This window comes from Algoriphagus hitonicola (assembly GCF_900113375.1).
GTDB lineage: Bacteria > Bacteroidota > Bacteroidia > Cytophagales > Cyclobacteriaceae > Algoriphagus > Algoriphagus hitonicola.
Genome location: NZ_FOPC01000001.1, coordinates 117,813 through 142,400, shown reverse-complemented (window position 1 = coordinate 142,400; position 24,588 = coordinate 117,813). Strand labels below are relative to the sequence as shown.

24 protein-coding genes and 1 tRNA gene are annotated in these 24,588 nt (G+C 42.4%); 10 read left to right on the top strand and 15 right to left on the bottom strand.

Going from position 1 to position 24,588, the window contains the following annotated elements; genetic code table 11:
• Together BM043_RS00615 and BM043_RS00610 are read right to left on the bottom strand one after the other, a co-directional pair.
• Window positions 1-978: a glycosyltransferase family 2 protein gene (locus BM043_RS00615; RefSeq protein WP_092788308.1), complete on the bottom strand. Its 978-nt coding sequence runs from the start codon at window positions 976-978 to the stop codon at window positions 1-3.
• 59 nt (window positions 979-1,037) lie between these two features.
• On the bottom strand, window positions 1,038-2,144 hold the full coding sequence (locus BM043_RS00610; RefSeq protein WP_092788307.1) for an App1 family protein: 1,107 nt from the start codon (window positions 2,142-2,144) through the stop codon (window positions 1,038-1,040).
• A gap of 505 nt (window positions 2,145-2,649) precedes the next feature.
• Here BM043_RS00610 and BM043_RS00605 point away from each other — a divergent pair.
• On the top strand, window positions 2,650-3,234 hold the full coding sequence (locus BM043_RS00605) for a YceI family protein (protein WP_092788306.1): 585 nt from the start codon (window positions 2,650-2,652) through the stop codon (window positions 3,232-3,234).
• Window positions 3,235-3,513: 279 nt separating this feature from the next.
• On the opposite strand, the gene BM043_RS00600 is transcribed toward BM043_RS00605, so the two are convergent.
• The 6 genes from BM043_RS00600 to BM043_RS00580 form a co-directional block, all read right to left on the bottom strand.
• A complete protein-coding gene (locus tag BM043_RS00600; protein WP_177188394.1) occupies window positions 3,514-4,707 on the bottom strand; it encodes a DUF4221 family protein in 1,194 nt (397 codons plus the stop codon).
• Between the two features lie 22 nt (window positions 4,708-4,729).
• Window positions 4,730-4,957, bottom strand: coding sequence for a hypothetical protein (locus BM043_RS00595; protein ID WP_143071012.1), 228 nt, complete (start codon window positions 4,955-4,957; stop codon window positions 4,730-4,732).
• A gap of 111 nt (window positions 4,958-5,068) precedes the next feature.
• Window positions 5,069-5,935: a sugar phosphate isomerase/epimerase family protein gene (locus BM043_RS00590; protein WP_092788713.1), complete on the bottom strand. Its 867-nt coding sequence runs from the start codon at window positions 5,933-5,935 to the stop codon at window positions 5,069-5,071.
• Between the two features lie 43 nt (window positions 5,936-5,978).
• Window positions 5,979-7,682 (bottom strand): GMC oxidoreductase, encoded by a 1,704-nt coding sequence (locus tag BM043_RS00585; protein WP_092788303.1) that lies wholly within the window; start codon window positions 7,680-7,682, stop codon window positions 5,979-5,981.
• A 348-nt stretch (window positions 7,683-8,030) separates the two neighbouring features.
• Entirely contained in the window at window positions 8,031-8,156 is a 126-nt protein-coding gene (locus tag BM043_RS19765; protein WP_262481149.1) for a hypothetical protein, read from the bottom strand.
• Between the two features lie 204 nt (window positions 8,157-8,360).
• On the bottom strand, window positions 8,361-10,013 hold the full coding sequence (locus tag BM043_RS00580) for an arylsulfatase (protein ID WP_317042363.1): 1,653 nt from the start codon (window positions 10,011-10,013) through the stop codon (window positions 8,361-8,363).
• 241 nt (window positions 10,014-10,254) lie between these two features.
• Between BM043_RS00580 and BM043_RS00575 the strand changes: the two genes are divergently transcribed.
• From BM043_RS00575 to BM043_RS00565, 3 genes are read left to right on the top strand one after another with little or no spacing between them, the layout of a single operon-like run.
• Window positions 10,255-11,007 carry a (Fe-S)-binding protein gene (locus BM043_RS00575; protein WP_092788302.1) on the top strand — a complete coding sequence of 251 codons (753 nt, stop codon included), beginning with the start codon at window positions 10,255-10,257 and terminating at the stop codon, window positions 11,005-11,007.
• Window positions 11,004-12,362 carry a lactate utilization protein B gene (locus tag BM043_RS00570; RefSeq protein ID WP_092788301.1) on the top strand — a complete coding sequence of 453 codons (1,359 nt, stop codon included), beginning with the start codon at window positions 11,004-11,006 and terminating at the stop codon, window positions 12,360-12,362. The genes BM043_RS00575 and BM043_RS00570 overlap by 4 nt, the downstream gene beginning before the upstream one ends.
• Window positions 12,359-12,928 carry a LutC/YkgG family protein gene (locus BM043_RS00565; RefSeq protein ID WP_092788300.1) on the top strand — a complete coding sequence of 190 codons (570 nt, stop codon included), beginning with the start codon at window positions 12,359-12,361 and terminating at the stop codon, window positions 12,926-12,928. Before BM043_RS00570 ends, BM043_RS00565 begins: the two co-directional genes overlap by 4 nt.
• On the opposite strand, the gene BM043_RS00560 is transcribed toward BM043_RS00565, so the two are convergent.
• Together BM043_RS00560 and BM043_RS00555 are read right to left on the bottom strand one after the other, a co-directional pair.
• Window positions 12,929-14,224, bottom strand: a complete 1,296-nt coding sequence (locus BM043_RS00560; protein WP_092788299.1) for a sensor histidine kinase — start codon at window positions 14,222-14,224, stop codon at window positions 12,929-12,931.
• A gap of 65 nt (window positions 14,225-14,289) precedes the next feature.
• Window positions 14,290-15,276: an NHL repeat-containing protein gene (locus tag BM043_RS00555; RefSeq protein WP_245752869.1), complete on the bottom strand. Its 987-nt coding sequence runs from the start codon at window positions 15,274-15,276 to the stop codon at window positions 14,290-14,292.
• Window positions 15,277-15,483: 207 nt separating this feature from the next.
• Between BM043_RS00555 and BM043_RS00550 the strand changes: the two genes are divergently transcribed.
• A complete protein-coding gene (locus BM043_RS00550) occupies window positions 15,484-15,771 on the top strand; it encodes a hypothetical protein (protein ID WP_092788297.1) in 288 nt (95 codons plus the stop codon).
• 119 nt (window positions 15,772-15,890) lie between these two features.
• Here the strand turns inward: BM043_RS00550 and BM043_RS00545 are convergent, their stop codons facing one another.
• From BM043_RS00545 to BM043_RS00530, 4 genes are all read right to left on the bottom strand, one after another.
• Window positions 15,891-18,425, bottom strand: coding sequence for an ATP-dependent Clp protease ATP-binding subunit (locus BM043_RS00545; protein WP_092788296.1), 2,535 nt, complete (start codon window positions 18,423-18,425; stop codon window positions 15,891-15,893).
• 81 nt (window positions 18,426-18,506) lie between these two features.
• On the bottom strand, window positions 18,507-19,130 hold the full coding sequence (locus tag BM043_RS00540) for a WbqC family protein (protein WP_092788295.1): 624 nt from the start codon (window positions 19,128-19,130) through the stop codon (window positions 18,507-18,509).
• Window positions 19,131-19,392: 262 nt separating this feature from the next.
• Complete coding sequence (locus BM043_RS00535) at window positions 19,393-20,022, bottom strand: L-threonylcarbamoyladenylate synthase (RefSeq protein ID WP_092788294.1); 630 nt, start codon at window positions 20,020-20,022, stop codon at window positions 19,393-19,395.
• 11 nt (window positions 20,023-20,033) lie between these two features.
• Window positions 20,034-20,456, bottom strand: coding sequence for a (deoxy)nucleoside triphosphate pyrophosphohydrolase (locus BM043_RS00530; RefSeq protein WP_092788293.1), 423 nt, complete (start codon window positions 20,454-20,456; stop codon window positions 20,034-20,036).
• Window positions 20,457-20,590: 134 nt separating this feature from the next.
• Here BM043_RS00530 and mltG point away from each other — a divergent pair, with 134 nt between their 5' ends.
• From mltG to BM043_RS00505, 5 genes are all read left to right on the top strand, one after another.
• Window positions 20,591-21,634 (top strand): endolytic transglycosylase MltG, encoded by a 1,044-nt coding sequence (gene mltG / locus BM043_RS00525; RefSeq protein ID WP_092788292.1) that lies wholly within the window; start codon window positions 20,591-20,593, stop codon window positions 21,632-21,634.
• A gap of 2 nt (window positions 21,635-21,636) precedes the next feature.
• Complete coding sequence (locus tag BM043_RS00520; protein ID WP_092788291.1) at window positions 21,637-22,041, top strand: acyl-CoA thioesterase; 405 nt, start codon at window positions 21,637-21,639, stop codon at window positions 22,039-22,041.
• Between the two features lie 12 nt (window positions 22,042-22,053).
• Window positions 22,054-23,022 carry a YihY/virulence factor BrkB family protein gene (locus BM043_RS00515; RefSeq protein WP_092788290.1) on the top strand — a complete coding sequence of 323 codons (969 nt, stop codon included), beginning with the start codon at window positions 22,054-22,056 and terminating at the stop codon, window positions 23,020-23,022.
• Window positions 23,023-23,175: 153 nt separating this feature from the next.
• A tRNA-Ser gene (locus BM043_RS00510) sits at window positions 23,176-23,260 on the top strand.
• Between the two features lie 247 nt (window positions 23,261-23,507).
• A complete protein-coding gene (locus tag BM043_RS00505; protein ID WP_092788289.1) occupies window positions 23,508-23,789 on the top strand; it encodes a hypothetical protein in 282 nt (93 codons plus the stop codon).
• A 59-nt stretch (window positions 23,790-23,848) separates the two neighbouring features.
• On the opposite strand, the gene BM043_RS00500 is transcribed toward BM043_RS00505, so the two are convergent.
• Window positions 23,849-24,514, bottom strand: coding sequence for a C40 family peptidase (locus tag BM043_RS00500; RefSeq protein ID WP_092788288.1), 666 nt, complete (start codon window positions 24,512-24,514; stop codon window positions 23,849-23,851).
• Between the last annotated feature and the right edge of the window lie 74 nt (window positions 24,515-24,588).

Below are 24,588 nucleotides of genomic sequence, written 5' to 3'. Positions count from 1 at the left end.
TCAAACCCACCACCAATCGGTCCCTTCCTTCATCCCGATTAGCATCAGGTATTTCTGGATTTCGATTCGTTCCTTTTCAGGCGGATACACCGCCACCAAAAGCTGGGGATTCTCCAGTTTTTCGATACTTTCATAGTCTTCCAAATCCTGGATTTCAAATGCTATTCCCCTGCCTTTGAGAATTTTGGAAATCAACTTGGATTTGGGATTCTTTCCCCAAATGACCAAGGGGCCTCCTCGATAGTCCAGGTTTAAAAAAGCATTGATTTTTAGCTCAAAAAATGCTCTTTGACTGTAGGAATTCGAATTTCGGGATGTTCGACCCGGATGCTCCCGCCAATAAAGCGTCAAGTCCTGAATCGCTTCAAATTTCACTCCCCTTTCATACCACTTGATCGCCAGATCGTAATCTTCAGGATAACTCAACCCCCCAAAGCCACCCACCAACTCGATATTCTCCCGAAAAGTCAGCCAATTGGGTGAGGCTATGACACATTCCCGATAGATATTGGCGTATTGATCTCCGTGCATGTTGATGTCATTAAGCCAACTCTGATAATCCAGATAGCCTGGACTTACTTCATGCTCGGAGAAGTAAAGCACCTTCCCGGTAACCACGGTCCGCAAATCACATCGCTTCAAGCGATTGCTCATCAGCTCCAGTCTCCGCTCCGGCATGGTGTCATCCGCATCCATGCGAGTAATCATTTTTCCTTTAGAATGAAAAAAAGCAAATTCCAGCGCAGGAATAATTCCATCTCCTGGATTTTGGAAGATTTGAAACCGAGCATCCTTCTTGGCAAATTCTTCAAAAATCAAGCGGCTTTGATCCTCAGAATGATCATCGATTCCCAGGACCTCAAAATCTGATAACGTTTGACTTTGAATCGATTCCAAGCACTCCGAGAGCCATGGAGCGGAATTTTTAAAGGGAATTAAAATACTGATCAGCGGATTTTCCGGTTTTGAAAAGGTCATTTGGGTTTTAAACTTTATCAAATTTAAGGCTTCCCGTTTGAGAAAATACCAAGTTGGTTTTAATCCTCCTCGTCCTTTACTTTCTTACGCTGAATCTCACTTCTGTCAGCTTCCAATATCCAGCCATTTTGCGCAGCATGAGCACTTGCCTCCATCGTGTCTTGGACCAGAACAAAAGGTACTTCCAGTTTTTGATATTCCGCTTGGAGCTGTCTAAGTTCTCGATTGGCCACATTTCGAATATAAACTGCCAAAATTCTACCCGGCATCTCCTCGATGATTTCCCGATAAATAACCGGGTCTTCTTGGCCACTATCCCCGATGAGGATAAAATTCAATTCGGGATAAACACCCAAAATATGGCGAATTTGTTTCAATTTATGGTCTCGATGACTGCCTGCGATCAATTGATCCCGGGACAATCCCAAGTCTCGCAGCATCAATGGACCGGGAGGAATCTGATGAACTTCCATCAATTCGGTCAGAAAATCATAGAGATTCCATGGACTGCTGGACACATAAAAAAGCGGATTGCTGGGGATGCCTGCAGCCCCTTTGTGAAGCCCTTCGTAAAATGCCGAGACTCCGGGAAAAGGAACTCGGGAATGGGCGTTTTTGGCAAAGGTAGTTTTCAGCATGTCCCAAAGCCTCATCGCTCCGGTTGGCACCACGGTATCATCAATATCTGAAATCACGCCAAAGTCTGCCTGTGAAGAGGGGATGAAAATAAGTCCCTCGGCAGTGACATGGGGCTGATTCCTGAGCAAGCCCTTTTTGAGAGAGAGGGAAATGGCATGCCATGCCGGATCAGGTTTGTTTTTTGGGTGAATTCTAAACTCAAAATAGCCTTCCTCATCCGTTTGCACTTCAACGTGCTCTCCTTCCCAGATTGCCAAGACAGCCACTTCGGGGATGACAATGGTAAAAAACCGCTTTTGCATGGTGCGGAAATTCTTCCAAAATCGATCCTCGGGGTTTGCGGGAGTAATGCCCTTGTCCACTAATACCCGACCGGCAAGGTAAATTTCTTTTTCGCTGCCAAATCCCAAATACGGCTGAATCAGAATGGATTTTACCCAGCCCAATTTAATCCAGACCCAAAGTTTGGCTTGTGAAACTTTCCTTTTGAAAAAATAAAGAGCGGGAAGTAGCCGTGACAAATTCATCCCTTAAAGAGGGAATATTTTGGGAAATGAGCAAAATCAAGGCATACTTTAATATTCCTCAATTGTTTTTTTTATGTGGAAATACGGAATTCTGCCAGTACACAAGTTTTCTCAATATCCACCTCGACTTGGTTCGACATCGCTCACCAACCGTCGCTCGGTGTCCGTTTGTTTCGTTTTTGTGGGAGGGTAGGAAAACATCAGACCCGAGCACTCTCCAGGGACTGGATGGATTTTGTTAGGAACTTGAGTTTGACATATTCACATCTATTATCTTGAAAAAATTTTCCAATGGCAACTTTTTCAAAATGAATCTCTTACAAAGATAAAATCTGCCAAACATGATTTCAATTTTATAGACAAACCTTTTATCCTGCTTTTTTCGCTCAATTATCATCCTTCTTGACCATTGATTATAAAAACACAAACAATTACCTACCCATGCGTTAGAATGTTTGGGTTTTAATCCCAAAAAATCATTCAAACAAACTAACGCTTCAATCCTATGAAAATCATTGCCGCATTAATCTTTATCGCAAGCACTATTTTCCCCATATGGGAGCTAGCCACACCTGCTACAGTAATTATTTCCGAAAGTCAAGTTCGCTGGGAAGCTTCCAAAGTCACCGGTAACCATTGGGGTTATGTCCCAATCAAAAATGCCGAATTGGACTATTCGGATGAAAAAATCACCGGAGGAACCTTCGATATGGACATGGTCAATCTTACAGTTGAAGACCTCACCGATCCCAAGTCCAATGGCAATCTGACTAATCATCTGAAATCTGATGATTTCTTTTCCGTAGAAAAATTCAATACCTCCACCTTTGAGATTACCGAAGCTAAAACAAGTAATGGCACGGATTACACGATTTCGGGAGTTTTGACCATCAAAGGAATCAGTCATCCTGCTTCCTTTCCTGCAAAAGTGACTGTGGCTGGCACCACAATTACCGCAGTCGGAGCCCTTACTTTTGACCGAACCGATTATGACATCAAGTTTCGCTCAGGAAATTTCTTTGAAAACTTAGGAGACCAAATGATTTACGATGAAGTCAAACTGGACGTGAAGTTGGTGGCCACAATTTGATAGAAAACACATAAAAAAGGCCAGGATTACTTCCCTGGCCTTTTTATAGTAATTAGTCTCCAATCTCAGGTTCTACAGGCACAACATTACCATTAATTAATGTAGAAGCACATAGAGGTCCTGTACCCGATAAATAACAATAATTACCATCATTTGGATTAGCAGCTGGACGACAATGTCCAACTAATTTTTCTTCATCCGGATCTCCTAAACAAATTCCTGCATTTAGTTAAAGACAGAACAAAAAGGAAATACTAAAGAACACAATTAATTTTTTCATCATAACTTTTCTGGTTTTAACATTTCAAAAACTATTTCATTTTCTATTTTCTCACTTAAATCATTTCTTTTAACAAATAATTCTCCTTTCCTTAAAAAAATCATATCAAAGTTATATTTCGAGCTAGGATAAACAGACTCACCGACCTTATTTAAATTTTTATCCATTATAATAATTGAAATATCAAAATCATATACCTCATTCAATATTTCTTCCTCCGATGGCCTAATAAAACAAATTCGATAAAAAAGAGAATTTGTTTCGTCATATAAAATTGATCTATATTCACTTGTCGAATATCCATGAATTCGCTCCCGCTCATCTGCCACAGATAAATCTACGGATTTCCAATATTCCACATCCTCTTGATAAGGTTCAAATTCTTTCATGAATTTTGAGCCGACATACCTTGAATCTACAAAATCACCATTTGAATCCATAATATAAATAGTATGATCAATCGGAAAACTCACATAAATATTATTTTTTGGCCCAAATGTTAGCGACGGCTGATATTTATAGTAAGGCCCCCAATAGGCTTCATTATATGGGCTAGAAAAAGAAATAATGGACTTAGCTTCCTTTTTTCCAAGATCATATCGTAGTACAGCTGGGTATGATGAATAATCAGAAAGCCGATTGTTTATTTCACAGGGAAAGAAAACTAAATCACCTTTCACGTAAAAAGGCCGCATCGTGGATGGATAAGGTACAGGTAAATTCGCCTCATCTCTATAATCGGTCACTCGAGCTTTATTCAGTATTACACCGCTAGAATCAATTTTAAATAAAACTCCTATGTTTTGATTGTATAAATAAATCTCTTTCTGAGATTTGATCAAATGCGATGAAATCAAGCCCAAATCCCCCACACCATTTGGCCCTTCAAATTCCAAAGGAATTATTGAAGAAATCTTACCATTCTCCCCATTAAAAAGATAAAGCGAATGGTTCAAAATATTAAAAATTGACAATACATCATCCGAACTCGAATAGCTCATTGAATTAGATGTTTGTCCGATGGACTGATCTAACATTAATGAAAAATATCCTGATTCTGACAATTTTAACGAATCAGAAAAAATCAGATGATTTTCCTCTGAAAATTCCTGATAGGAACTATTGTTATTCCGACCACAACCGGAAATAATAAGTAAAAACAATAGGCTTTGAACCCAATAAACCTTTTCCAAAATGAAATTGATTTAATCCATTTTAATCACCAATTTCTGGATCGTCAGGATTGGGTTTAATTGTTGCATTTCCATTACATGCCGTTCCAGTACCCCATGTAAAACAATATGCGTCCCCGGGATTCGCACCTGCCCTACAAAAATTAGGGTTGTTCCCATTTTCATCAACAGTACAGTAGGTTTTACCTTCTGAAGAAAATCCTAAAAGCAAAGATCCACTGAACATTAAAATTGTAAATAAATTTTTCATTGTGTTTAAAATTAATCATCTATTATTGAGATAATAATACGTTTTATTATATATATATATATATTACAAAAGGCGTATTTATAATTTAACCGGTCTTTATCAGGTTTAAACTCAATACCTCAGACTCTTCAAATACGCAATACTTTTGGGCAGGGCCTCGATTTCATGCTCGCTTTCATCTTCGATAAACATGTGCTTGATCCCGATTTTATTGGCTTCTCTCAAAATAGCGGGGAAATCAAGTTCGCCTTCACCCAGAGGCACATCATTTTCAGGCCCAGTCAATCCCGTCTTATCTTTGGGAGCACCTTTTTTGAAATCTTTCAGATGAAGCGAAACCCATCGATCTCCGTATTTTTTCAGCAATCCAGCGGGATCCCCTCCCCCGAAATGCGTCCACATCACATCCATCTGTAGGGAAACGTATTCGGGATCGGTATTTTGCACCAAATAATCGAAGAGCGTTCCATTTTCATAAGGCTGAAACTCATAGCCATGCACATGATATTTGAAAGTGATGCCGTTTTCTTTGAGCACTTTTCCTCCTTCGTTAAATGCCTTGATCGCTCGGTCTGCGTCTCCTTTGGAAAACTGTCCCCGCTGATGAGGAATCCAGGCACACATCACGTATTTGGCACCCAGGGCTTTGGCACGATCAGCTACCGCTTGAGGGTCGGATTCGATCTGTTCAAATCCCGCGCCAGTCGATGGAATAGATATCCCCCGATCAGCCAACATTCTTTTAAATGCCGCCGGCTCCACACCCTGAGGTGCACCCCCTTCGAATTCCTTGAATCCCATCTCTTGAATGATATCCAGTGTTTTCTCCACTCCGTGCTCCCAATGGTTTCTAAATGTATAGGAGGCTATTCCAAGTGGAGCTTGGTACAAAGGTTCTCCTTTTTTCTGGGCTTGGGATTCGCTCGGTAAAATCATCCAAGCTAGAGCCAATAGGGATAGTAACAGGTTCTTTTTCATAGGTTTTTTGGGTTTGGATTCCCACAAAATCAGCGGGTATAATTTACAAATTAAGCTTATTCAATTCCTCCACTGCAAAGTTTGCAGCCCGGGCGGTCAGGGTCATAAACATCAGCGTAGGATTCTGAGTACTCGTACTTGTCATGCAGGCACCGTCGGTGACGAAGACATTTTTGCAGTGATGCAACTGATTATGCTTATTGAGCAAAGATGTTTTCGGGTCTTTCCCCATGCGCACGCCTCCCATTTCGTGGATATCCGAGCCAGGAGGTGCTTGGGAATCCGAAACGCTGATATTTTTAAAGCCCATTCGCTCGTACATTTCGGTCTGCTGATCGATAAAATCCTGTGTCATCTTATCGTCATTTTCGGTCCATTCGACAGACATAATAATTTTAGGAATGCCATATTTGTCGGTTTCACTTTCACTCAACCGCATGTGATTGGATTCGACGGGGATCATTTCCCCCTGCATCCAAGCGGCCATGGTCCAAAGTCCATATTCTCGATTGAGGAGATTGTCCCGCAACTGATGCCCGATCGCATCGGTATCTGATCTGAGTTGGCGACCTCCAGCCATCCCGATGGCGTAGCCTCTGAGGAAATCCGTATCCTGTTTGAATACATTGCGGAAGCGCGGCACATAGGCATGCCCTGGATGCTGTCCTTCAGTTTTTTTATCTTCAAATCCTTCAAAAGTAGCAAAGCCTTTCCCGCGATAGTTATGGGAGGCCATAAATTTACCCATCAGGCCATTGTCATTCCCAAGGCCATTGGGAAAGCGATTGGATTTAGAGTTGAGCAAAATCGCATTGGAATTGATCGTAGAAGCATTTACAAAGATGACTTTGGCATAAAACTCGATTTGCTCATTACTTAATCGGTCGATGATACGCACGCCAATGGCTTTCTCTTTCTGCTCGTCATAAATAATGGACTCGACCACCGAGTCCGGTCGAAGGGTGAGATTACCCGTTTTCTCAGCCCAAGGAAGGGTAGAGGCATTCGCTGAAAAATAGCCGCCATACACACAGCCTCGATTGCACATATTCTGATGCTGACATTTGTTTCTCCCCTGCTCCCGGTGAATATCCTGAGGGTCGGTGAGATGAGCACAACGCCCTTGAATCAAATGCCGGTCACCGTATATTTTTTTTAACTGCTCACTGTAGTGTTTCTCAATACAACTCAGCTCAAAGCCGGGTTGCACGATCTGATCGGGAAGCTCGGGCAAACCATCCCGACTACCTGCAAAGCCCACAAATCGCTCCACATGCTCATACCAAGGGACCAAATCCTGGTATCGAATCGGCCAATCCACCGCAAAACCATCCCGAGCCGGTCCTTCGAAATCATAATCCGACCAACGTTGCGTTCCCCTGGCCCAAAGTAGGGATTTCCCACCGACATGATAGCCACGAAACCAGCGGAATGGTTTTTCCTCGATATAGGGCTGTTCATCTTCGGCCAAAGCCCAATGCATCGTTTCTTCTCGTCCCCAACGGGCAGCACCGATTCCAGAACGCTTCTCGATGGGAACGGTTCCTCGGAATTCAAATTCCCAGGGCGCTTTGGATGCGGTAGGATAATCCTCAATGTGGCGAACCATTCGGCCCCGCTCGAGAACCAGCGTTTTCAATCCTTTTTCACAGAGCTCCTTTGCGGCCCAGCCTCCACTGGCACCCGAACCGATGACGATGGCATCATAGGTGTTTTGCTGTTTGACCTTTAGGTTAAGGTTTGACATGGTAGTTTTGGGTTTGAGAAAATTTGGGAGAAGCAATCAAAAACCAGTCAATTCTCCCAGTGTTTTCAATACAAAAGGTAAGAAATTGGTTTGAAAGCAGGAAGACCAAAGACCGGAGACAAAAAATTTTTCAAACTCCCTAAAAACAAAAACGGGAAGCAATCTCTCGATCACTTCCCGTTTCACACCTTAGGAATCGTAATTCCTAAACTGCGCCAAGCTACAGTTATTATGAATTCCCCCAGTTACCCAGGTTCTTCATCATTAGACTGAAACCATCTCAAATGAGAACGTCCATCAGTTAAATCAATCTGCATGTGCTTCTGTGGTTTCCCCTCTCAGACAAAATCATAACAATCTTGCCCCTTCGCTAGCATCATGAGTACTTCGGAGAAGTACACTTCTGGCCAGTCTAAATGACATTTCTGCGGTTGCCCGTCTCAAAAACTTACCCAAGAGTAAGCCTTCCTTCATGTCCGACTTCATATTTCAATCTAAGATGCAGGAGTCGTATCTCCCTTCTTTTATCTCTGACTTGGTGATATAAAATTGCATCAAAAAATGACTGGAAACAAGTTTTTACCTAATTTTTTATTAACAATTTTTCCCCAATTTAAACGCTTTAAAAACACAACTTATCAACATATTTTAGCAGTTTATGCACAAAAAATGGATGTTTTATTCTTTTTCAGACTCAAAAAGTGGAAATATCGAATTGGGTTGATGAGCTTCTTCGATCAAAGACACCAATTCCTCCACTTTCTCCGGAAAATCCACTGCCAAATCCCGCTCTTCTCCCGGATCTTCAGCAATGTTATAGAGTTCCACCTTTGTTTCGCCTGGATTTTTCACATTAAGTTTTACCAGTTTCCAATCTCCCTGTCGAATGGCCTGTCTTCCGCCTAGTTCGTGAAATTCCCAATACAGATATTCATGTTTCTTCTGTTCTTCCTGATTCATCAAAGTTGGCAAGAAAGAAACCCCATCAGTTTTTGGAGGTTCTTGACCGGTCAGTTCAGCCAAGGTGGGCAACATGTCCCAAAATGCTGACGAATGGTCACTTTCCCTTCCTCCATCGATCACCCCCGGCCAGTTGGCGATCAAATAAGTGCGGATACCTCCTTCGTACAAATCCCGCTTATATCCCCGATAAAGACCATTGCTATCAAAAAAGTCTGGATCATGTCCACCTTCCCGGTGAGGCCCATTGTCACTGGCAAAGAAGATCAGGGTGTTTTCCCGAACTCCCAATTCCTCAAGTTTGGCAATAACTTCACCTACATAGCGATCAATTCGCTCCACCATGGCTGCATGTGTGGCGCGAGGATAAGGCTGGGATTGATAAGCCCCAATATTCATATCCGGACCGTAGTCTGCGGCTTTTCCTCCGATGTGCGGCTTCTCTTCTCCGATTTTTTGTCGGTATTTTTCAAAAATTTCATCCTCAGGAGCTGCCAGTTCGGCATGGGGCATAATGATCGGTAGAAAAAGAAAAAAGGGATTATCCCGGTTTTCTTCCATAAACTCCAATGACTGCTGATGAATCAGATCTGGGGCATAGGTCACTTTGTTTTCCCAACCGTTCTCCGGGAGTTCTACTTTTTGATCATTATCCCAAATATGTCCTGGATAGTAACGGTGCGCATAGCGCTGACAGTTGTATCCGTAAAACTGATCAAAACCCTGACTCATCGGATCCCCACTTGTCCCGATAAATCCCAAACCCCATTTCCCAAATCCACCTGTGACATAGCCCGCCTGCTTCATCAATTTGGGAATAGTCATCAGCGTATCCGGCATGGGATATTGTCCTTCGGGCTGTACTTCTTTGTTTCCCCGAATTGGGGTATGTCCAGTATGCAAACCCGTAATCCAAGCCGATCTCGATGGGGCACAGACGGTATTACCGCTATAATGCTGGGTAAAAACCAAACTTTCTTCAGCCAGCCGGTCGATATTAGGCGTCTCGATAATCTGATTACCCATAAAACCCACATCCCCATAGCCCAAATCATCCGCTAAGATGAAAATGACATTGGGTTTGGATTGGGCTTCAGTTTTGGAATCTGGCTTTGGGTCACAAGAAAAAAGGAAACCAAGAATTAGCGCTAAAATTGATCGGGACATAAGATAAAGAAACTGATTATCCGCAATTATACCAGTAGCCATATTTTCTTTGCTTAAGCGGCTGGATGCTTCGACTTTGCTCAGCACAGGAGACCGATGACCGATGACCCAGCCTCGGCTGGCAGGCGAAGTTTGCTTAAATTGAACTTCAACCCTCATTTTGGTCCGTGCACAATTCTTACTGGTAAGAAAGCGGATATACATAATAAAGAATTAACATTTCCGCATTCAAGATAGTAGAAAAGCCGTTGTGCTGAAACTTTAATCAGGTTACGTTTAAATCGAAAGCTGTGTTTTTTCCGCTATTATCGCTTGAATTTTAAATTTGACACGGAATATCATTGGCTTTAAGCATTAGATACCAGATATTGAACAGGAAAACAAAAATTGAAGAATCCTACGCTATTCTCTTCTTCAAAGCAGGATAGATCTATTGCTTAAAAACATGCCTGAATACAAAAACATTGGATTATTTATCCCCTGCTACATTGACCAGTTTTATCCCCAGGTGGGTATTGCCAGTTTGGAGTTGCTGGAGAAACTAGGTTGCCAAGTAGGCTTTCCGTTGGGACAAACTTGCTGCGGACAGCCTTTGGCCAATTCGGGTTATGAACGTGATACCGAAGGGAGTTCCCTGCATTTCATCGAACAATTCCAGCATTTCGATTACATCGTAGCCCCATCCGGCAGCTGCGTACTCCATATCAAGGAGCACTTTCCCGCTTCTGCAAAAATCCACCCGTCTTTTCCCGAAATCAAAGACAAGATTTTTGAACTCACGGAGTTTCTCACTGATATTCTCAAAGTGGCGATTCAGGGGAAATTTCCCCATCGGGTAGGTTATCACGCCTCCTGTCACGGCTTAAGAGGCCTGAGATTGGGAGCGAGTAGTGAACTGAATATTGCAGATTTCAACAAATCAAAACAGCTCCTAAGTCAACTGGAAGGGCTGGATTGGGTGGAGCTCGATCGAAAAGATGAATGCTGTGGATTTGGGGGAACTTTTGCTGTCAGTGAAGAAGCTCTCTCCGTGCAAATGGGCAATGATCGTCTCCGGGATCATACTTCCCATCAGGTAGAAATCATCACAGGCGGCGATGTATCTTGCCTGATGCACCTGGAGGGAATAGCCAAAAGACAGCATGAAAAACTGAAATTCATGCATATCGCCGAGATTCTAAACCAAGCCATATCATGAGCCATTCGGAAAAAGCAAGCCTATTTATCCAAGATGCTGAGAAAACCCAATGGCATGACGAGACCTTGTGGTTTGTTAGAAAAAAACGGGACCTAATCACCAAGACTATTCCGGAATGGGAAGAATTACGGGAAACTGCCTCCCAAATCAAGGATCATGTGTTGGATCACTTGGCGGATTATCTGGAGGAGTTTGAACGAAATGCCAATAAAAATGGAATTCAAGTTCACTGGGCTCAAAACGCAGAGGAACACAATCGCTTGGTTCTGGATATTATCCAAAGCAAACAGTGTCAATCCATCGTCAAAAGTAAATCCATCCTGACCGAGGAATGTCACCTGAATCCCTTTTTGGAAAAAAACGGAGTGGAAGTAGTGGACACCGACTTGGGCGAGCGGATCGTTCAGTTTCTGAATCAGCCGCCCAGTCATATTGTATTGCCGGCTATTCACTTGAAAAAACGGGAAATTTCCGAGCTTTTTCACGAAAAACTCCAAACCGAAAAAGGAAATGAAGACCCCTACTACTTAACACAGGCTGCAAGAATCCATCTCCGCGAAAAATTCTTAAATGCCAAAGTAGCAATAACCGGAGTCAATTTTGCCGTTGCCGAAACCGGGGAATTTGTGGTTTGTACCAATGAAGGAAATGCCGACATGGGTGTGCACTTAGCTGATGTCCATATCGCCTGTATGGGAATCGAAAAAATCATTCCTCGCAGAAAAGATTTGGGCGTGTTTATGCGGATTTTGGCCAGGTCGGCCACGGGACAACCCATCACCAATTACAGTTCCCATTTCAGAAGTCCGGCATCCGGAAAGGAAATTCATTTGATCCTTTTGGATAATGGAAGAAGTGCGCAACTGAAACGGGAAAAATTCCGAAATTCCCTAAAATGCATTCGCTGCGGAGCCTGTATGAATACCTGTCCGATCTACCGAAAAAGCGGGGGATACAGCTACGATAGCACGGTTCCGGGACCAATTGGCTCCATTTTATCTCCTGGGACAGATCTCAAAAAACACAGCACCCTACCATTTGCCTCCACGCTTTGCGGCTCCTGCAGTGATGTCTGTCCAGTGAAAATCAATATTCATGAGCAGCTTTACGAATGGCGTCAAGAAATCACCAAAGCCAACCCCGATCGGCCAAAAAACCTAAGCATGAAACTGGCCTCAGGGATTTTTAAAAGTCCCCTTGCCTATCGAATTTCAGGTACCTTGATGCGGAAAGTAATTCAAGCATTGCCGAATTCTATTCTGTATCACCCTTTGAATAGCTGGGGAAAGCAACGGGACCTGCCCCAAGTACCCAAAGAGAGCTTTCGGGATTGGTATAAAAATAATCGTTTATGAACAGCAGAAGTATAATTTTAGAAAAACTCAGAACTGGCAATCCGGTCGCCGATAAACCTTTGCCCGAATGGAATTTGATATCCTCCGCAAAAAACCTGGTGTCTGGATTTAAAAAAGCTATTGAAGCCAATAAAGGGGAAGTCTTTGAACTAAGTGAATTTGAAAATTGGCTGAAAAGTCAGGAATTTGAACAAGTACTCAGTATATCCAAGCATTTTAATTACCCTAATTCTATCCAAATCCCAACAGATGCGCACGAGTTGGCTGAGTTGAATTTGGCAATTATAGACGGACAGTTTGGAACAGCCGAAAACGGCGCCATTTGGTTGGATGATAAAAATCTAAACCTAAGAGCCCTTCCTTTTATCACCGAGCATCTAGTCATTATCCTTAGCAAAAAGCAGCTTGTCGCGACGATGCACGATGCCTATAAACGGATTCAAGATTCGAACTCGGGCTTTGGACTCTTTTTGGCTGGGCCTTCTAAAACTGCGGATATCGAACAATCCTTGGTCATCGGAGCCCACGGGGCAAAAAGTCTTCGAGTAGTTTGGTGTGAAGATTAATTATTGGTTTTCCCGAACTAGAAAAAAGCGGTTCTCTCCATGGGTTGAGAGATCAAAACCCAGATGAATTCCTAAGCTATCTGCAATCTTTTTACACAAATGAAGTCCAAGCCCAGTGCCTTTTTCCCGCTTGGTTCCAAAAGAGGATTTTACCTGAAACTCAAAAAGGTTTTTTCGGATTTCTTTAGGAATACTTATCCCACTATTAATGACCTCCCAACGGATTTTTTGATTATCCACGCTGAGCTGAAAGTGAATTGTACTGCCTTCTGGAGAAAACTTGATGGCATTATCCAATAGGTTTTTGAGAATAATTCTGATCTCATTCGCCTCCAATTCTAGCGTTCTATCTTCACCCAAAAACTCAAATTGGATGTGTTGATTTTTGCGATTAGCCTGAGATTCCATTGTTTTGACCAGCTCCTCACTAAACTTCAAAAGACTACACGAAACCAACTCGGCCTCCAAATCAGAAAGCTCAGTTTTCACCCAACTCAGGGTATTGTTTAGGACATTATTGAGGTGAAAACTTTGATTTTTTAGATCCTTGAAAATAATATCCAACTCTCTTTCATCCATTTCCATGGCATCCATGAGATCAAGAGTTGTACTTAAGGTCCCGATAGGATTTTTCAAATCATGGGTAAGCATCGCCAGGAGTTGATTTTTTTTCAGATTGATTTCCGAAAGTTCCTTTAGGTTTTGCTCATTGAGTTTACGGAGATTTTCTAAAGTAACATTTTGTTTCTGATAGTTGCTCACAAAAATATATACTCCAAAAAAAACGAAAAGCCCGCACCACAACAAGGTGACGATATGGTCCCAAAATAAATTTTCCAGACCAGTATAATGCTGCTCTACTACGATGATGTTTTTGATTTCTAAATAGAAAAATGTGGAATAAAGTAGAATAGCACCTCCAAGCCAAATAAACTGAACTAGTTTCTTTTTGATAAAAATTCCAACAGATACGATTACTATAAAAATGGTGTAAATCGTAGGTCCACGATAGCCTTCATTATAGAAATAATTTAAGGTCACAGCCAATAATCCTACCGCTAAAAGCAACTGAATCACCAGATTATGATTCCCCTTTTTTTTCATCCAAAAATACCCTAGAAAAAAAGGAAAGGCGAGGATAAACTTGACCGTGATAATGAAGACTCCCAGGCCGAGAAAGTAATCAGAAGCTCCCAAAAACAATAATAAAAGCCCGGCAAGCAATGCAAAAGTTTCTGAAATTTTAGCCTGCAAATCGTGTAGTGAATCAGGCCAGTCAATTTTTGACAAATTCATTCTGGAAAAATATTTGAAAGTATAAAATTAAGATATAAAAATCATTTTTGATAGTTATAACGAAATTAAACTCTGATCAGTTTGATAGGATATGATTTTCCGGCGTTCCACTGGCAGACGTAGATGTTTTTGTCCTGATCTATGCATACGTCATGGCAATGCTGGAATACGGGATTCTCTTGCTTGATTAATTGCAGTTCTCCATCCACGTACGTAGGGGACGTGCCTCCCGGATTGGAAACTACCTTGTTTTCTTTATTTAAAATCGTTACAAATCCCGAATTATCCATTTGCTCCAGGTACTTAAGTCGGGACCAGCATACGCCTGCATAGAGTTCATCGCCATCAATGACAGGTCGACAAACGAAAGCTCCGGGTAAAAATATCGTCTCCAAGTATTTTCCATCCATCGTAAAACGCTTGAAAGAATTATGTCCTCTCGAAGTACACAATAAAGTGGGTTCTTTCCCTCCTCGCTGATCAATGGTAATGCCATGGGCGGTCTTAAACTGATGATCTTCGTGTCCGTCCCCACCAAATTTCCGGATAAAATTCCCCTTCGAATCATAGTGTAAAAAGTACTGGGAACCGTATCCGTCTGCAATGTACAAGTCACCGTTTGGAGCAATGGCTGTTTCGGTAGGCACATAGGGCATATTTTGCTCATAGATTCCTTCAGATATCGGAGAAGCAATCTCGGTTACGATTTTTCCTTCCAATGTGGTTTTCAGGACTTTTCCTCCATTGTCCACGATCCACAGGTACTCGGCATCTCCTTCATCCACCAAAGTAAGACCATGGGCCGCAGCAAGATTCAGCGTCCAAGAGTCCAGGTACTTCCCGGATTGATCGTAAATGATCACATTATTTTTAGCTTCGTCTGTGAGCAGAATCATCCGCTTTTTACGATCCATCACCATTTCATGACAATTATTCACGGGGAATTTTGCGAAATCCAGCATCCCCCATTTTTTATCTACCTGATATTTAAAATCGCCATGGCCTAAAATCATGGAAGGGTTGGAATAGATTAAATTTGGTTTGATGCTCATAGCTAGGCCTATTAGGGAGGAGGTTTGAAGAAATTTTCGACGAGAGGACATAAGGAAAGCGTTTTTTGAAGTTAAGCTATTGGAGAAAAATTAACAAATCGCAGTTGGACCCAAAAAACTGGGATAATTAATCAGGAATTCACTTTCAAAGGCTACGATTTGATAGTGGCTTGCTTATCTTCGAGGCATAATTTAAGTCTAGCAAGTATGAAATGGACCAATCAGCCGGAAAGCGTATTATTGCAGCGCTCCTTTTTATTTGGAATTACGGGAATCGTCTTGGGAACTATTTCCCTACTGAATTCCCACTTTATTTTTTATCAAGCTCCTATGGGACCACTTAACGGGGTGGCTATTTTACTTCAACTGATCGGTCTGAGTCTTGCTGTATTAGTGCTTCGTAAGCGAAAAATCAGTACGGAAACCGTAGAAAAAGCCAAAGTGATGACCTTGATTTTGGCGGTTTCTTTGTTGTTTTTTATTCTTTCGATTTGAGGAAAAGAGAAGGAACAAACTTGTTTTTGGACGGTAAATCAGAATACTTGCACCAGTAGGGTATAAAAAAATCCCTAGACTTATCGGCCTAGGGATTTTCAATTTTATAAACTTGACAATTATTCTTCGGCCTTTTCTTTCTTTTTCACTGAAATAGTCAACTCCGAACCTTCACCCGGATAGTCGGCAGTAATCACATCTCCTTCGGACAAGTCGCCCTTGAGGATTTCCTCTGCTACTGCATCTTCCAAGTATTTCTGAATCGCACGGTTAAGTGGTCTGGCACCATACTGCTGATCGTATCCTTTTTCGGCAAGGAAGGTTTTTGCTTTTTCGGTCAGTTCGATCTGATATCCTAGATCGGTGATTCTGTGGAAAAGCTTCTTCAGGGAAATATCGATAATCTTAAAGATATGATCCTGAGTCAGCGAATTAAATACCACTACGTCATCCAAGCGATTGAGGAATTCCGGACTGAAGGCTTTTTTCAAGGCAGACTGAATCGTGGATTTCATGATTTCATCCTGATTGTCCTGCTTCGCCTTACTTGCAAAACCGATTCCTGCTCCAAAGTCCTTCAAATCACGAACCCCAATATTCGAAGTCATGATGATGATGGTATTTCGAAAATCTACTCTTCTACCCAATCCATCTGTCAAAATCCCATCGTCCAACACTTGGAGAAGAATATTGAATACATCCGGGTGAGCTTTTTCGATTTCGTCAAGCAATACCACAGAATAAGGCTTTCTTCTCACCTTTTCGGTCAACTGTCCACCCTCTTCATACCCCACATATCCTGGAGGCGCTCCCACCAATCGGGAAACGGAGAATTTCTCCATGTATTCGGACATATCGATTCGGATCAAGGAATCTTCTTTGTCGAATAGGTAAGTGGCCAGCATTTTGGCCAATTCGGTTTTACCCACACCGGTAGGTCCAAGGAAAATAAAGGAACCAATCGGCTTTTTAGGATCTTTCAGTCCTACCCGAGTTCGCTGAATGGCTTTGGTCAACTTCTTGATCGCTTCTTCCTGACCAATCACTTTTCCAGAAAGCTCTGTATTCATATTCAGCAGTTTCGCACCTTCATTTTGTGCGATTCGCTTGGCAGGAATCCCGGTCATCATGGCGATCACTTCCGCGACACTGTCCTCGTCCACGGTAAACCGCTTAGACTTGCTCTCCTCTTCCCATCGCAATTTGGCTTGATCCAGTTGCTCGAGTAGTTTTTTCTCCTTATCCCGCAGCTGTGCAGCCTCTTCGTATTTCTGGGATTTGACTACCCGATTTTTTTCCGTTTTGATATTCTCCACTTCTTCTTCCAGCTTCAAAATATCTTCCGGTACGTGGATATTGTTGATGTGAACCCGTGCCCCAGCCTCATCCAAAATATCAATGGCTTTATCCGGAAGGAATCGGTCAGAAATATATCGGTCGGACATTTTCACACAGGCATCGATGGCCTCAGGTGTATAGTTTACATTGTGGTGATCTTCGTACTTATCCTTGATGTTATTTAGGATCTGGATGGTTTCCTCCGGAGAGGTGGCATCCACCATCACCATCTGGAATCTTCGGGCCAAGGCTCCATCTTTCTCGATATACTGACGATATTCATCAAGTGTAGTAGCTCCGATACATTGGATTTCTCCACGGGCAAGTGCCGGCTTGAACATGTTAGAGGCATCAAGTGAACCCGAAGCTCCTCCAGCACCAACAATAGTATGCAGCTCATCGATGAATAAGATTACATTCGGCGACTTTTCCAGCTCATTCATCACGGCCTTCATTCGCTCTTCAAATTGCCCTCTATATTTGGTTCCTGCTACCAAAGAAGCCAGGTCCAACGTAACCACGCGCTTATTGAAAAGTACACGGGATACTTTTTTCTGGATAATTCTCAATGCCAAACCTTCGGCAATAGCGGTTTTCCCTACTCCGGGCTCACCGATAAGAATTGGATTATTCTTTTTTCTTCGTGATAAAATCTGAGCTACCCGCTCGATTTCTTTCTCTCTACCGATAATCGGATCAAGTTTGTCATCCTCTGCCATTTTGGTCAGGTCCCGACCAAAATTATCCAAAACCGGGGTACGCGATTTTTCCGCACCTGCTTTGGAGGCTCCGCTCCCACTACCAGGGTTACCAAATAATTTGGATCCATCATCATCCGAATCCTCTGCCTCAGCTCGTGAGCGCGGAGTCATTCCGGGATCGGATTGCATTTCCAGCATCTCTTTCACGGCTTCATAATTGATGTCAAATTTATTAAGAATCTGGGTGGCTATATTTTCCTCATCTCTCAAAATGGAAAGCAACAGATGCTCCGTTCCGATCAATTGACTTTTGAAAATTTTAGCTTCCAGATACGTTATTTTCAACACCTTCTCCGACTGTCGGGTCAGAGGGATATTTGCCATATTCTTTACATTGTGGTTTGCAGTACCTTTCACTGCGCGTTCGATCGATGATCGAAGCTCATCCAAAGGCACCCCCAGCTTTTTGAGAATGGAAACAGCCACACCTTCGCCCTCACGAATCATCCCCAGCAAGAGGTGCTCTGTACCGATATAATCATGACCCAGGCGAAGCGCTTCCTCGCGGCTGAGTGAGATCACCTCTTTGACTCTGTTCGAAAATTTTGCTTCCATTAAATTCCTTTCTGATTGTTTAATAATCCTGTACGTATGTTACCGAATTTGTTTTAAAAACACAATCAATTTAACGATTGTTCATTCTTTTTTTATTGACTTTTGGATTAGTCTCCTCGCAGAAGGTCCTTCGCAGAAAAGCAAATCCAGTATCGAAAGGTTTGGCTCAAAGTCTAAGCCAAATAGCTGCAGGTAAGGTATTGGCTGATAGTATTTGCGATCCGAAAAGTCTCCTCCTGGCCTAAGGAGCCATCTTAGGTCGACATCTGCCTGTACTATTGCCTTTTTTTCGACCTTTCGCAATTTGACAGGTCGCTGCAGCAGTTTAAGACAGATTGTCAGAAATCCCAGATTTAAGTCCCATAAATAGGCAGGCTTTTTTTCAAAAACATTTTCGAGGTATGGGAAAAAAAACTCAAAAAAAGGAGCTTTGCCATAGGCACTTTGAATTCCCCTCAAATGATTTTTTTGCCAATTTTGGCTATAATCGATCATCACTTCAGCCAAAGGAACTCTAGGCCTTCTTCCTACAATGGGCACGGAGAGCGTTTCTACTTTATTGGTCAGTTTGATCTGAGTGCGGTTAAACCAGGATTTCCGCTGATAATTATCTTCCGAACAAAGCCAAATTTCCTCCGCCTCCCAAATCGCACAAAAAAATTCGAGATTGGGCAAGTATTGAAGGTCGATAGCAATGGTAGACATGAATGCACTTGTGAATGGACAGAAATGGGGTTACAAAAATAAGGGGAAATTGAAGAAATAAGCAGTGTCCCCCAAAAGACCGTGGGAGATGCAAGTTGACTAGGTAAAGACAGAAATCTTATAAAATAGGCAGTTGTAGTTTACAGTGGTCTGTTCAGAAATTTTACATGATAAAGCTGAAAATCACGAAACTACCCACCGAGTTATTGAAGTTTCGAATGATGAGATAGAAATGATGAATTCCGAAGTGTCCAAAAAATTATCAGATAATATCCTCCAATTGGCCGAGTCCTTCTCGCACCACTTCAACTTCCTCGCCGGTGCAATCTAATATGGTAGAACCCACATTTTGGCCATAGCCCCCATCGATCACCACATCGACGAGATTTTGGTATTTTTCAAAAATCAACTCCGGATCTGTACTGTATTCAATTACTTCGTCCTCGTCATGAATCGAGGTGGTCAGAATAGGTTGACCCAGTTCTTTGACCAACATCCTCGGCACATTATGATCAGGCACCCTGATTCCCACCGTCTTTTTATTGATCTGCATGATTTTGGGCACTTGTGAACTCGCTTCCAAAATAAAAGTAAAAGGTCCGGGAAATGCTTTTTTCATCATTTTGAATACGGGTTTTCCGATCACGCGAGTGTATTGGGCAATATCACTCAAATCTGCACAGATAAATGAAAAGTTGTGTTTTTTGGGATTGATTCCCTTGATTTTAGCGATCCGCTCCACCGCGCGTTGATTGGTAATATCACAGCCTATCCCGTAAACCGTATCGGTCGGATAAATCACCACAGCTCCGTCCCTGAGCAGCTCGGCAATATGCCTGATACGCTTGGGATCTGGATTTTCTTCGTACAGTCGAATAAATTCGGCAGCCATTTTATATGATTTTAGTTTGTAAAGAATTCACTCCATCGAAGCTTCAATTCTCGAACAATCGGAATATCAGCAGGAGCCCAATTTACTTCAAAAAGTTCATTTTCCCCTAGCCAAACCGCTCCTTCATGTTCCTTAAGTAGGATCTCGCCGGATTTTATTCTTACCAAAAAAGGAATCAATTGAATCCTTTTTCCCGGATAATCAAAAACCGACGGAGTCAAATCGGAAATCAGTTCCACGATCAAATCAAGCTCTTCTTTAATTTCACGGATCAGACATTGCTCAGGATTCTCACCTGTCTCCACTTTGCCACCGGGAAACTCCCAATAGCCCGCCAAGTCCATTCCTACCGATCGCTTCACGGCCAATACCTGCTGATTTTGTACAATAAGAGCACAGCTTACGGCGAGTGGCGTGATATTTTCGGAACTCATTTGATAGAAGGAACAGTGACATTAAAAGAACAAACTTACCCAAAAGAGAAAACTTTACCCATTTCCTTTAAAATCCAGGATCAAAAAGCGGCTGACTGCGTTCTATTCGGGAGGATTATTTAATTTTGCCGACTATGCTTGAGGATAAAAAGAAAAAACTGCTACTCATCTTGATCATCACCTTTTCGGTGTTGGGGATTTCCATGTCCTTTTATTTCTATCAGGTTTTTTACAGCCCCAATGTCCTAACCCGCACGGAGCAACCTCAGGCGTTCCGGATTCCGAGTAATGCCAATTACAAATTTGTCTCCAACAAACTCTTTGAGGAGGAATTGATCAATGATGCGGTAAGCTTCGCCTTTGTCGCTAAGGTTCTGGATTATCAGGAACTGGTCAAACCGGGATTATACACCATTCAGCCCAATATGACCAATTTGGAGTTGGTTCGATTGCTGCGGTCTGGCAATCAAACTCCTGTCAGGATCACCTTCAACAACGTAAGAACCAAACAAGATCTTGCCGAAAAAATCACTTCCAATCTGGAGATTTCGGAAGCTCAATTTTTAGACTTGATTCAGGATTCGGTCAATATCCGCAAATTTGGATTTGAGGAAGAAACGATCATGAGCATGTTTATTCCCAATACCTACGAAGTCTGGTGGAATACCAGCGCTGAGGCCTTATTTGACCGAATGTATCGAGAATATCAGAATTTTTGGACGGAAAATCGAAAAGCCAAAGCCGAAGCCAAGGGACTTAGCCCGACTGAAGTTTCCACTCTGGCAAGTATCGTGCAGGCAGAAAGTCAAAAAGCGGATGAACGACCGAGAATTGCCGGGGTTTACCTCAACCGACTGAGGCTGAATATGCCGCTACAGGCAGATCCCACCTTGGTGTTTGCTATGGGCGACTTTAGCATCAAGCGGGTACTCAATGTACACAAGGAAACGGACAGTCCCTACAATACGTATCGATACACCGGATTACCTCCCGGCCCAATTAACCTGCCGGATATCAGCGCCTTGGATGCCGTGCTCAACGCCGAGGATCACAAATACCTTTACTTTTGTGCCAAGGAGGATTTTTCAGGTTATCATGCTTTTGCCACCAATTTGGCTCAGCACAATGCCAATGCCCGAAGGTATCAGGCTGCCCTGAACGCTGCCAAAATATTTTAACCATGTATCAAGCCAAAACCCAACTGCGTGTTCGCTATGCAGAGACTGACCAGATGAGTTATGTTTACTATGGCAACTACGCCATGTATTTTGAAGTAGCCCGGGTGGAGGCCATGCGAAGTATTGGTTTCTCTTACAGTCAAATGGAGCAAGAGGGTGTGATGATGCCCGTATTAGAAAGTCACTTTCGCTACATCAAGCCGGGAAAATATGATGAGCTTTTGACCATCAAAACCAGGATTCCGGTTTTGCCCGGGGTGCGGATCAGGTTTGAATATGAGGTGTATAATGAACAGGATGAACTCATTACTGAAGGATGGACGACCCTTACTTTTCTGAAAAAAGAAAGCCATCAACCAACAAGACCTCCAAAGAATTTGTTAGATTTATTGAAACCATACTTTTAGCCGATTTACCCCGTGGTAAAACAAAAAATTGAAAACATCCAAGACCGTTTATTGACTTGGGCCCAAAGACTGCGCTGTATACACTTTGGGGACCCTGACAAAAACGTCTATGATGTAGGAGAGCTTTTTGTCAGGCAACTATACAAGGACGATATTGCGGAGCGGGCCGGTTCGATGGCCTTCAGCTTTACGATTGCCTTATTCCCTTTACTCCTTTTTTTGTTGAATTTGATTCCTTATTTGCAGGATTTGATTCCCTATGTGACGACGGAAAATATTCTGCTTTTTGTCCAGGAAATCCTACCTGGTGACATCTATGAAGAACTGGAAACCACCATTATGGATATCGTTTCCAAGCCTAGACAAAGCTTACTTTCCTTGGGTTTCTTTTTTGCGCTTTTTGCTTCGACTCAGGGAGTGATGTCGATGATGAGTTCTTTTAACTCTGTTTATCGGACCAAAGAAAGTCGCGGATTTATCCGAAGTCGTGTAATCGCAGTAGGAATAGTGTTCAGTTTGGTCGTGGCTGTGGTTTTGGCAAGTTCAATAATGATTTTGGGAGGCTATGTTATTGCACGAATTGAGGAGATGCAGTTGTTCAATTCTGAATTTTTAATCTTTCTGTTTAACTTTCTCAAGCTCTTGGTGCTTATCGCGGTGTTTTATTTCACCTCTGCCTTTATTTTCCGCTATGCGCCGGTGGTGCATGACCGATGGCATTTTTTCTCTATCGGCGCCAATTTAGCGGGCTTGCTGATCACCTTGGGCTTTTATTTATTTACCTTTTACCTAAATAATTTCGCGAGTTACAACAAACTTTACGGTTCGATCGGAACCTTGATTGGTTTGATGCTGTGGCTTTATATTACCTCATTGATTGTATTGATCTCATTTGAAGTCAATGTCACCTTGGATTTGATTGATGAGCGCAAAGTCAGGAAAGAAGAAAAGGAACATGCAGACAAGGCAATTGAAAAGTAAAACCTTAAAAAGGAGAGATCCAATTTGAGCTTTTAGAAAAATAAGTCAAAATGAATCAATCAGTTAAAAATATTTGCGAGGAATTGCTTTGCAAAAGTAGAGTTTCATACTAGTTTTGCATTCCGAAATGGGATAACGGTCCTACAAGGAATTAGAGGAGTGGCAGAGTGGTCGAATGCGGCGGTCTTGAAAACCGTTGTACCGCAAGGTACCGGGGGTTCGAATCCCTCCTCCTCTGCTTTTAGTTAATCAAGTCTTTCGAAAAGCTCCAAATTTTAATGGTTTGGGGCTTTTTTATTTTTCGCTTGACTCATTTTTAATCATATTATTCGGATTTTTTGCGGAAAAATCGAGACCTATTCCATTTCCATTCGAGACCTATTTTTTGGTAATCTTTTCCCTAAAGCAAACCCAAATCCAGAAGAATTAAATTTTATTCTCAGTGAAATTTTCATTAGTTTAAGGAGAAAGAAAACCCAAAAAAAATGCCTCTTATACTAAAAACCATCGAAAGGATCACCCTCATTTTTGGACTAAGCTACTTCCTTCCGCTTCTATCCTATGCGCAAAACCAACCAGGACTCCCTAAGCCCACCGGGCCAGTGGACCTCAGCGAGGATAGCAATTTGGTTATTTATGTTATCATCCCCGTCATCATCATTATTTTGTTTCTGATTTTTCGGAAAAAAATAATTAGAGTCAAGGAGGAGAAAAGAGAACGATTTAGAAAAAAAATGGAGGAAAGACGAAAAGAGTCAGGTGATTGAGAAATTATTTTAAGTATACCTCGCCAGAAAAAAGGCATTCGAATCCAATTCCACCAAACTTATCGATTCAGCAGCTGCGTCAGAAACTCCCTTGTCGCTTTATCAAAAATCCCGTTTCGGGTCAGGTCACTATTGGTAGACTGAAAATCAATCAAAGCCTGATGTGTCTTTGGCCCAAAAACTCCATCCGATGTTCCAGGGTCAAAACCCAGCTGTTTTAGCGCATCCTGTAGAAAAATCACTTCCTGTCCGGTATCTCCTTTTTCCAGATTTTTACGCGAAAATCCCACTGCCGAATCCGACCTCAATCTCCGAAATCCCAGCAATCTATCCGCCCCATAAGCGGTGACTGAAACTTGATTCCCCTGATTCCCACCGAGGCAATAAATCCGGTTCAGATCATGTGAAAAACCCATAAATATCCCCACATGGCCCGTCCAAGAGTCACGATCTCCTCTCCAGAAAATTACCACATCTCCCGGTTCGGGATTGGAAATTGGTATCCCAAAATTCAGCCAAGATCGTGCCGCTAGACTTTTGCTTCGCTCCAGTCCCGATTTTTGTGCTACCCAGTTCATAAATAAACTGCACCAAGCTACATCATCGGAAACATAATCTGGGAATCCCGACTCTCGGGCATAGTTCATGATTTGAGGATTGTTGCCCGTTCCGGGAATTTCTTTGACGCCGATTTCATTGATGGCGATTTGAAGTAAATTTTCCATAAAAAGCAGTTGAGAAAGTAAATAGAAAACTTCGATCAAGATACAAGTTATTGATTGATAGTACAATAGAAGAT

Coding starts and splice junctions, on each gene's coding strand:
- BM043_RS00550 (WP_092788297.1), top strand. CDS start 15,484: ATGAAATGGACCAATCAGCCGGAAAGCGTATTATTGCAGCGCTCCTTT.
- BM043_RS00560 (WP_092788299.1), bottom strand. CDS start 14,224: ATGAATTTGTCAAAAATTGACTGGCCTGATTCACTACACGATTTGCAG.
- BM043_RS00535 (WP_092788294.1), bottom strand. CDS start 20,022: ATGGCTGCCGAATTTATTCGACTGTACGAAGAAAATCCAGATCCCAAG.
- BM043_RS00610 (WP_092788307.1), bottom strand. CDS start 2,144: ATGAATTTGTCACGGCTACTTCCCGCTCTTTATTTTTTCAAAAGGAAA.
- BM043_RS00500 (WP_092788288.1), bottom strand. CDS start 24,514: ATGGAAAATTTACTTCAAATCGCCATCAATGAAATCGGCGTCAAAGAA.
- BM043_RS00540 (WP_092788295.1), bottom strand. CDS start 19,130: ATGTCTACCATTGCTATCGACCTTCAATACTTGCCCAATCTCGAATTT.
- BM043_RS00575 (WP_092788302.1), top strand. CDS start 10,255: ATGCCTGAATACAAAAACATTGGATTATTTATCCCCTGCTACATTGAC.
- BM043_RS19765 (WP_262481149.1), bottom strand. CDS start 8,156: ATGAAGGAAGGCTTACTCTTGGGTAAGTTTTTGAGACGGGCAACCGCA.
- BM043_RS00530 (WP_092788293.1), bottom strand. CDS start 20,456: ATGAGTTCCGAAAATATCACGCCACTCGCCGTAAGCTGTGCTCTTATT.
- mltG (WP_092788292.1), top strand. CDS start 20,591: ATGCTTGAGGATAAAAAGAAAAAACTGCTACTCATCTTGATCATCACC.
- BM043_RS00545 (WP_092788296.1), bottom strand. CDS start 18,425: ATGGAAGCAAAATTTTCGAACAGAGTCAAAGAGGTGATCTCACTCAGC.
- BM043_RS00590 (WP_092788713.1), bottom strand. CDS start 5,935: ATGAAAAAGAACCTGTTACTATCCCTATTGGCTCTAGCTTGGATGATT.
- BM043_RS00555 (WP_245752869.1), bottom strand. CDS start 15,276: ATGAGCATCAAACCAAATTTAATCTATTCCAACCCTTCCATGATTTTA.
- BM043_RS00595 (WP_143071012.1), bottom strand. CDS start 4,957: ATGAAAAATTTATTTACAATTTTAATGTTCAGTGGATCTTTGCTTTTA.
- BM043_RS00570 (WP_092788301.1), top strand. CDS start 11,004: ATGAGCCATTCGGAAAAAGCAAGCCTATTTATCCAAGATGCTGAGAAA.
- BM043_RS00505 (WP_092788289.1), top strand. CDS start 23,508: ATGCCTCTTATACTAAAAACCATCGAAAGGATCACCCTCATTTTTGGA.
- BM043_RS00580 (WP_317042363.1), bottom strand. CDS start 10,013: ATGTATATCCGCTTTCTTACCAGTAAGAATTGTGCACGGACCAAAATG.
- BM043_RS00565 (WP_092788300.1), top strand. CDS start 12,359: ATGAACAGCAGAAGTATAATTTTAGAAAAACTCAGAACTGGCAATCCG.
- BM043_RS00585 (WP_092788303.1), bottom strand. CDS start 7,682: ATGTCAAACCTTAACCTAAAGGTCAAACAGCAAAACACCTATGATGCC.
- BM043_RS00520 (WP_092788291.1), top strand. CDS start 21,637: ATGTATCAAGCCAAAACCCAACTGCGTGTTCGCTATGCAGAGACTGAC.
- BM043_RS00605 (WP_092788306.1), top strand. CDS start 2,650: ATGAAAATCATTGCCGCATTAATCTTTATCGCAAGCACTATTTTCCCC.
- BM043_RS00615 (WP_092788308.1), bottom strand. CDS start 978: ATGACCTTTTCAAAACCGGAAAATCCGCTGATCAGTATTTTAATTCCC.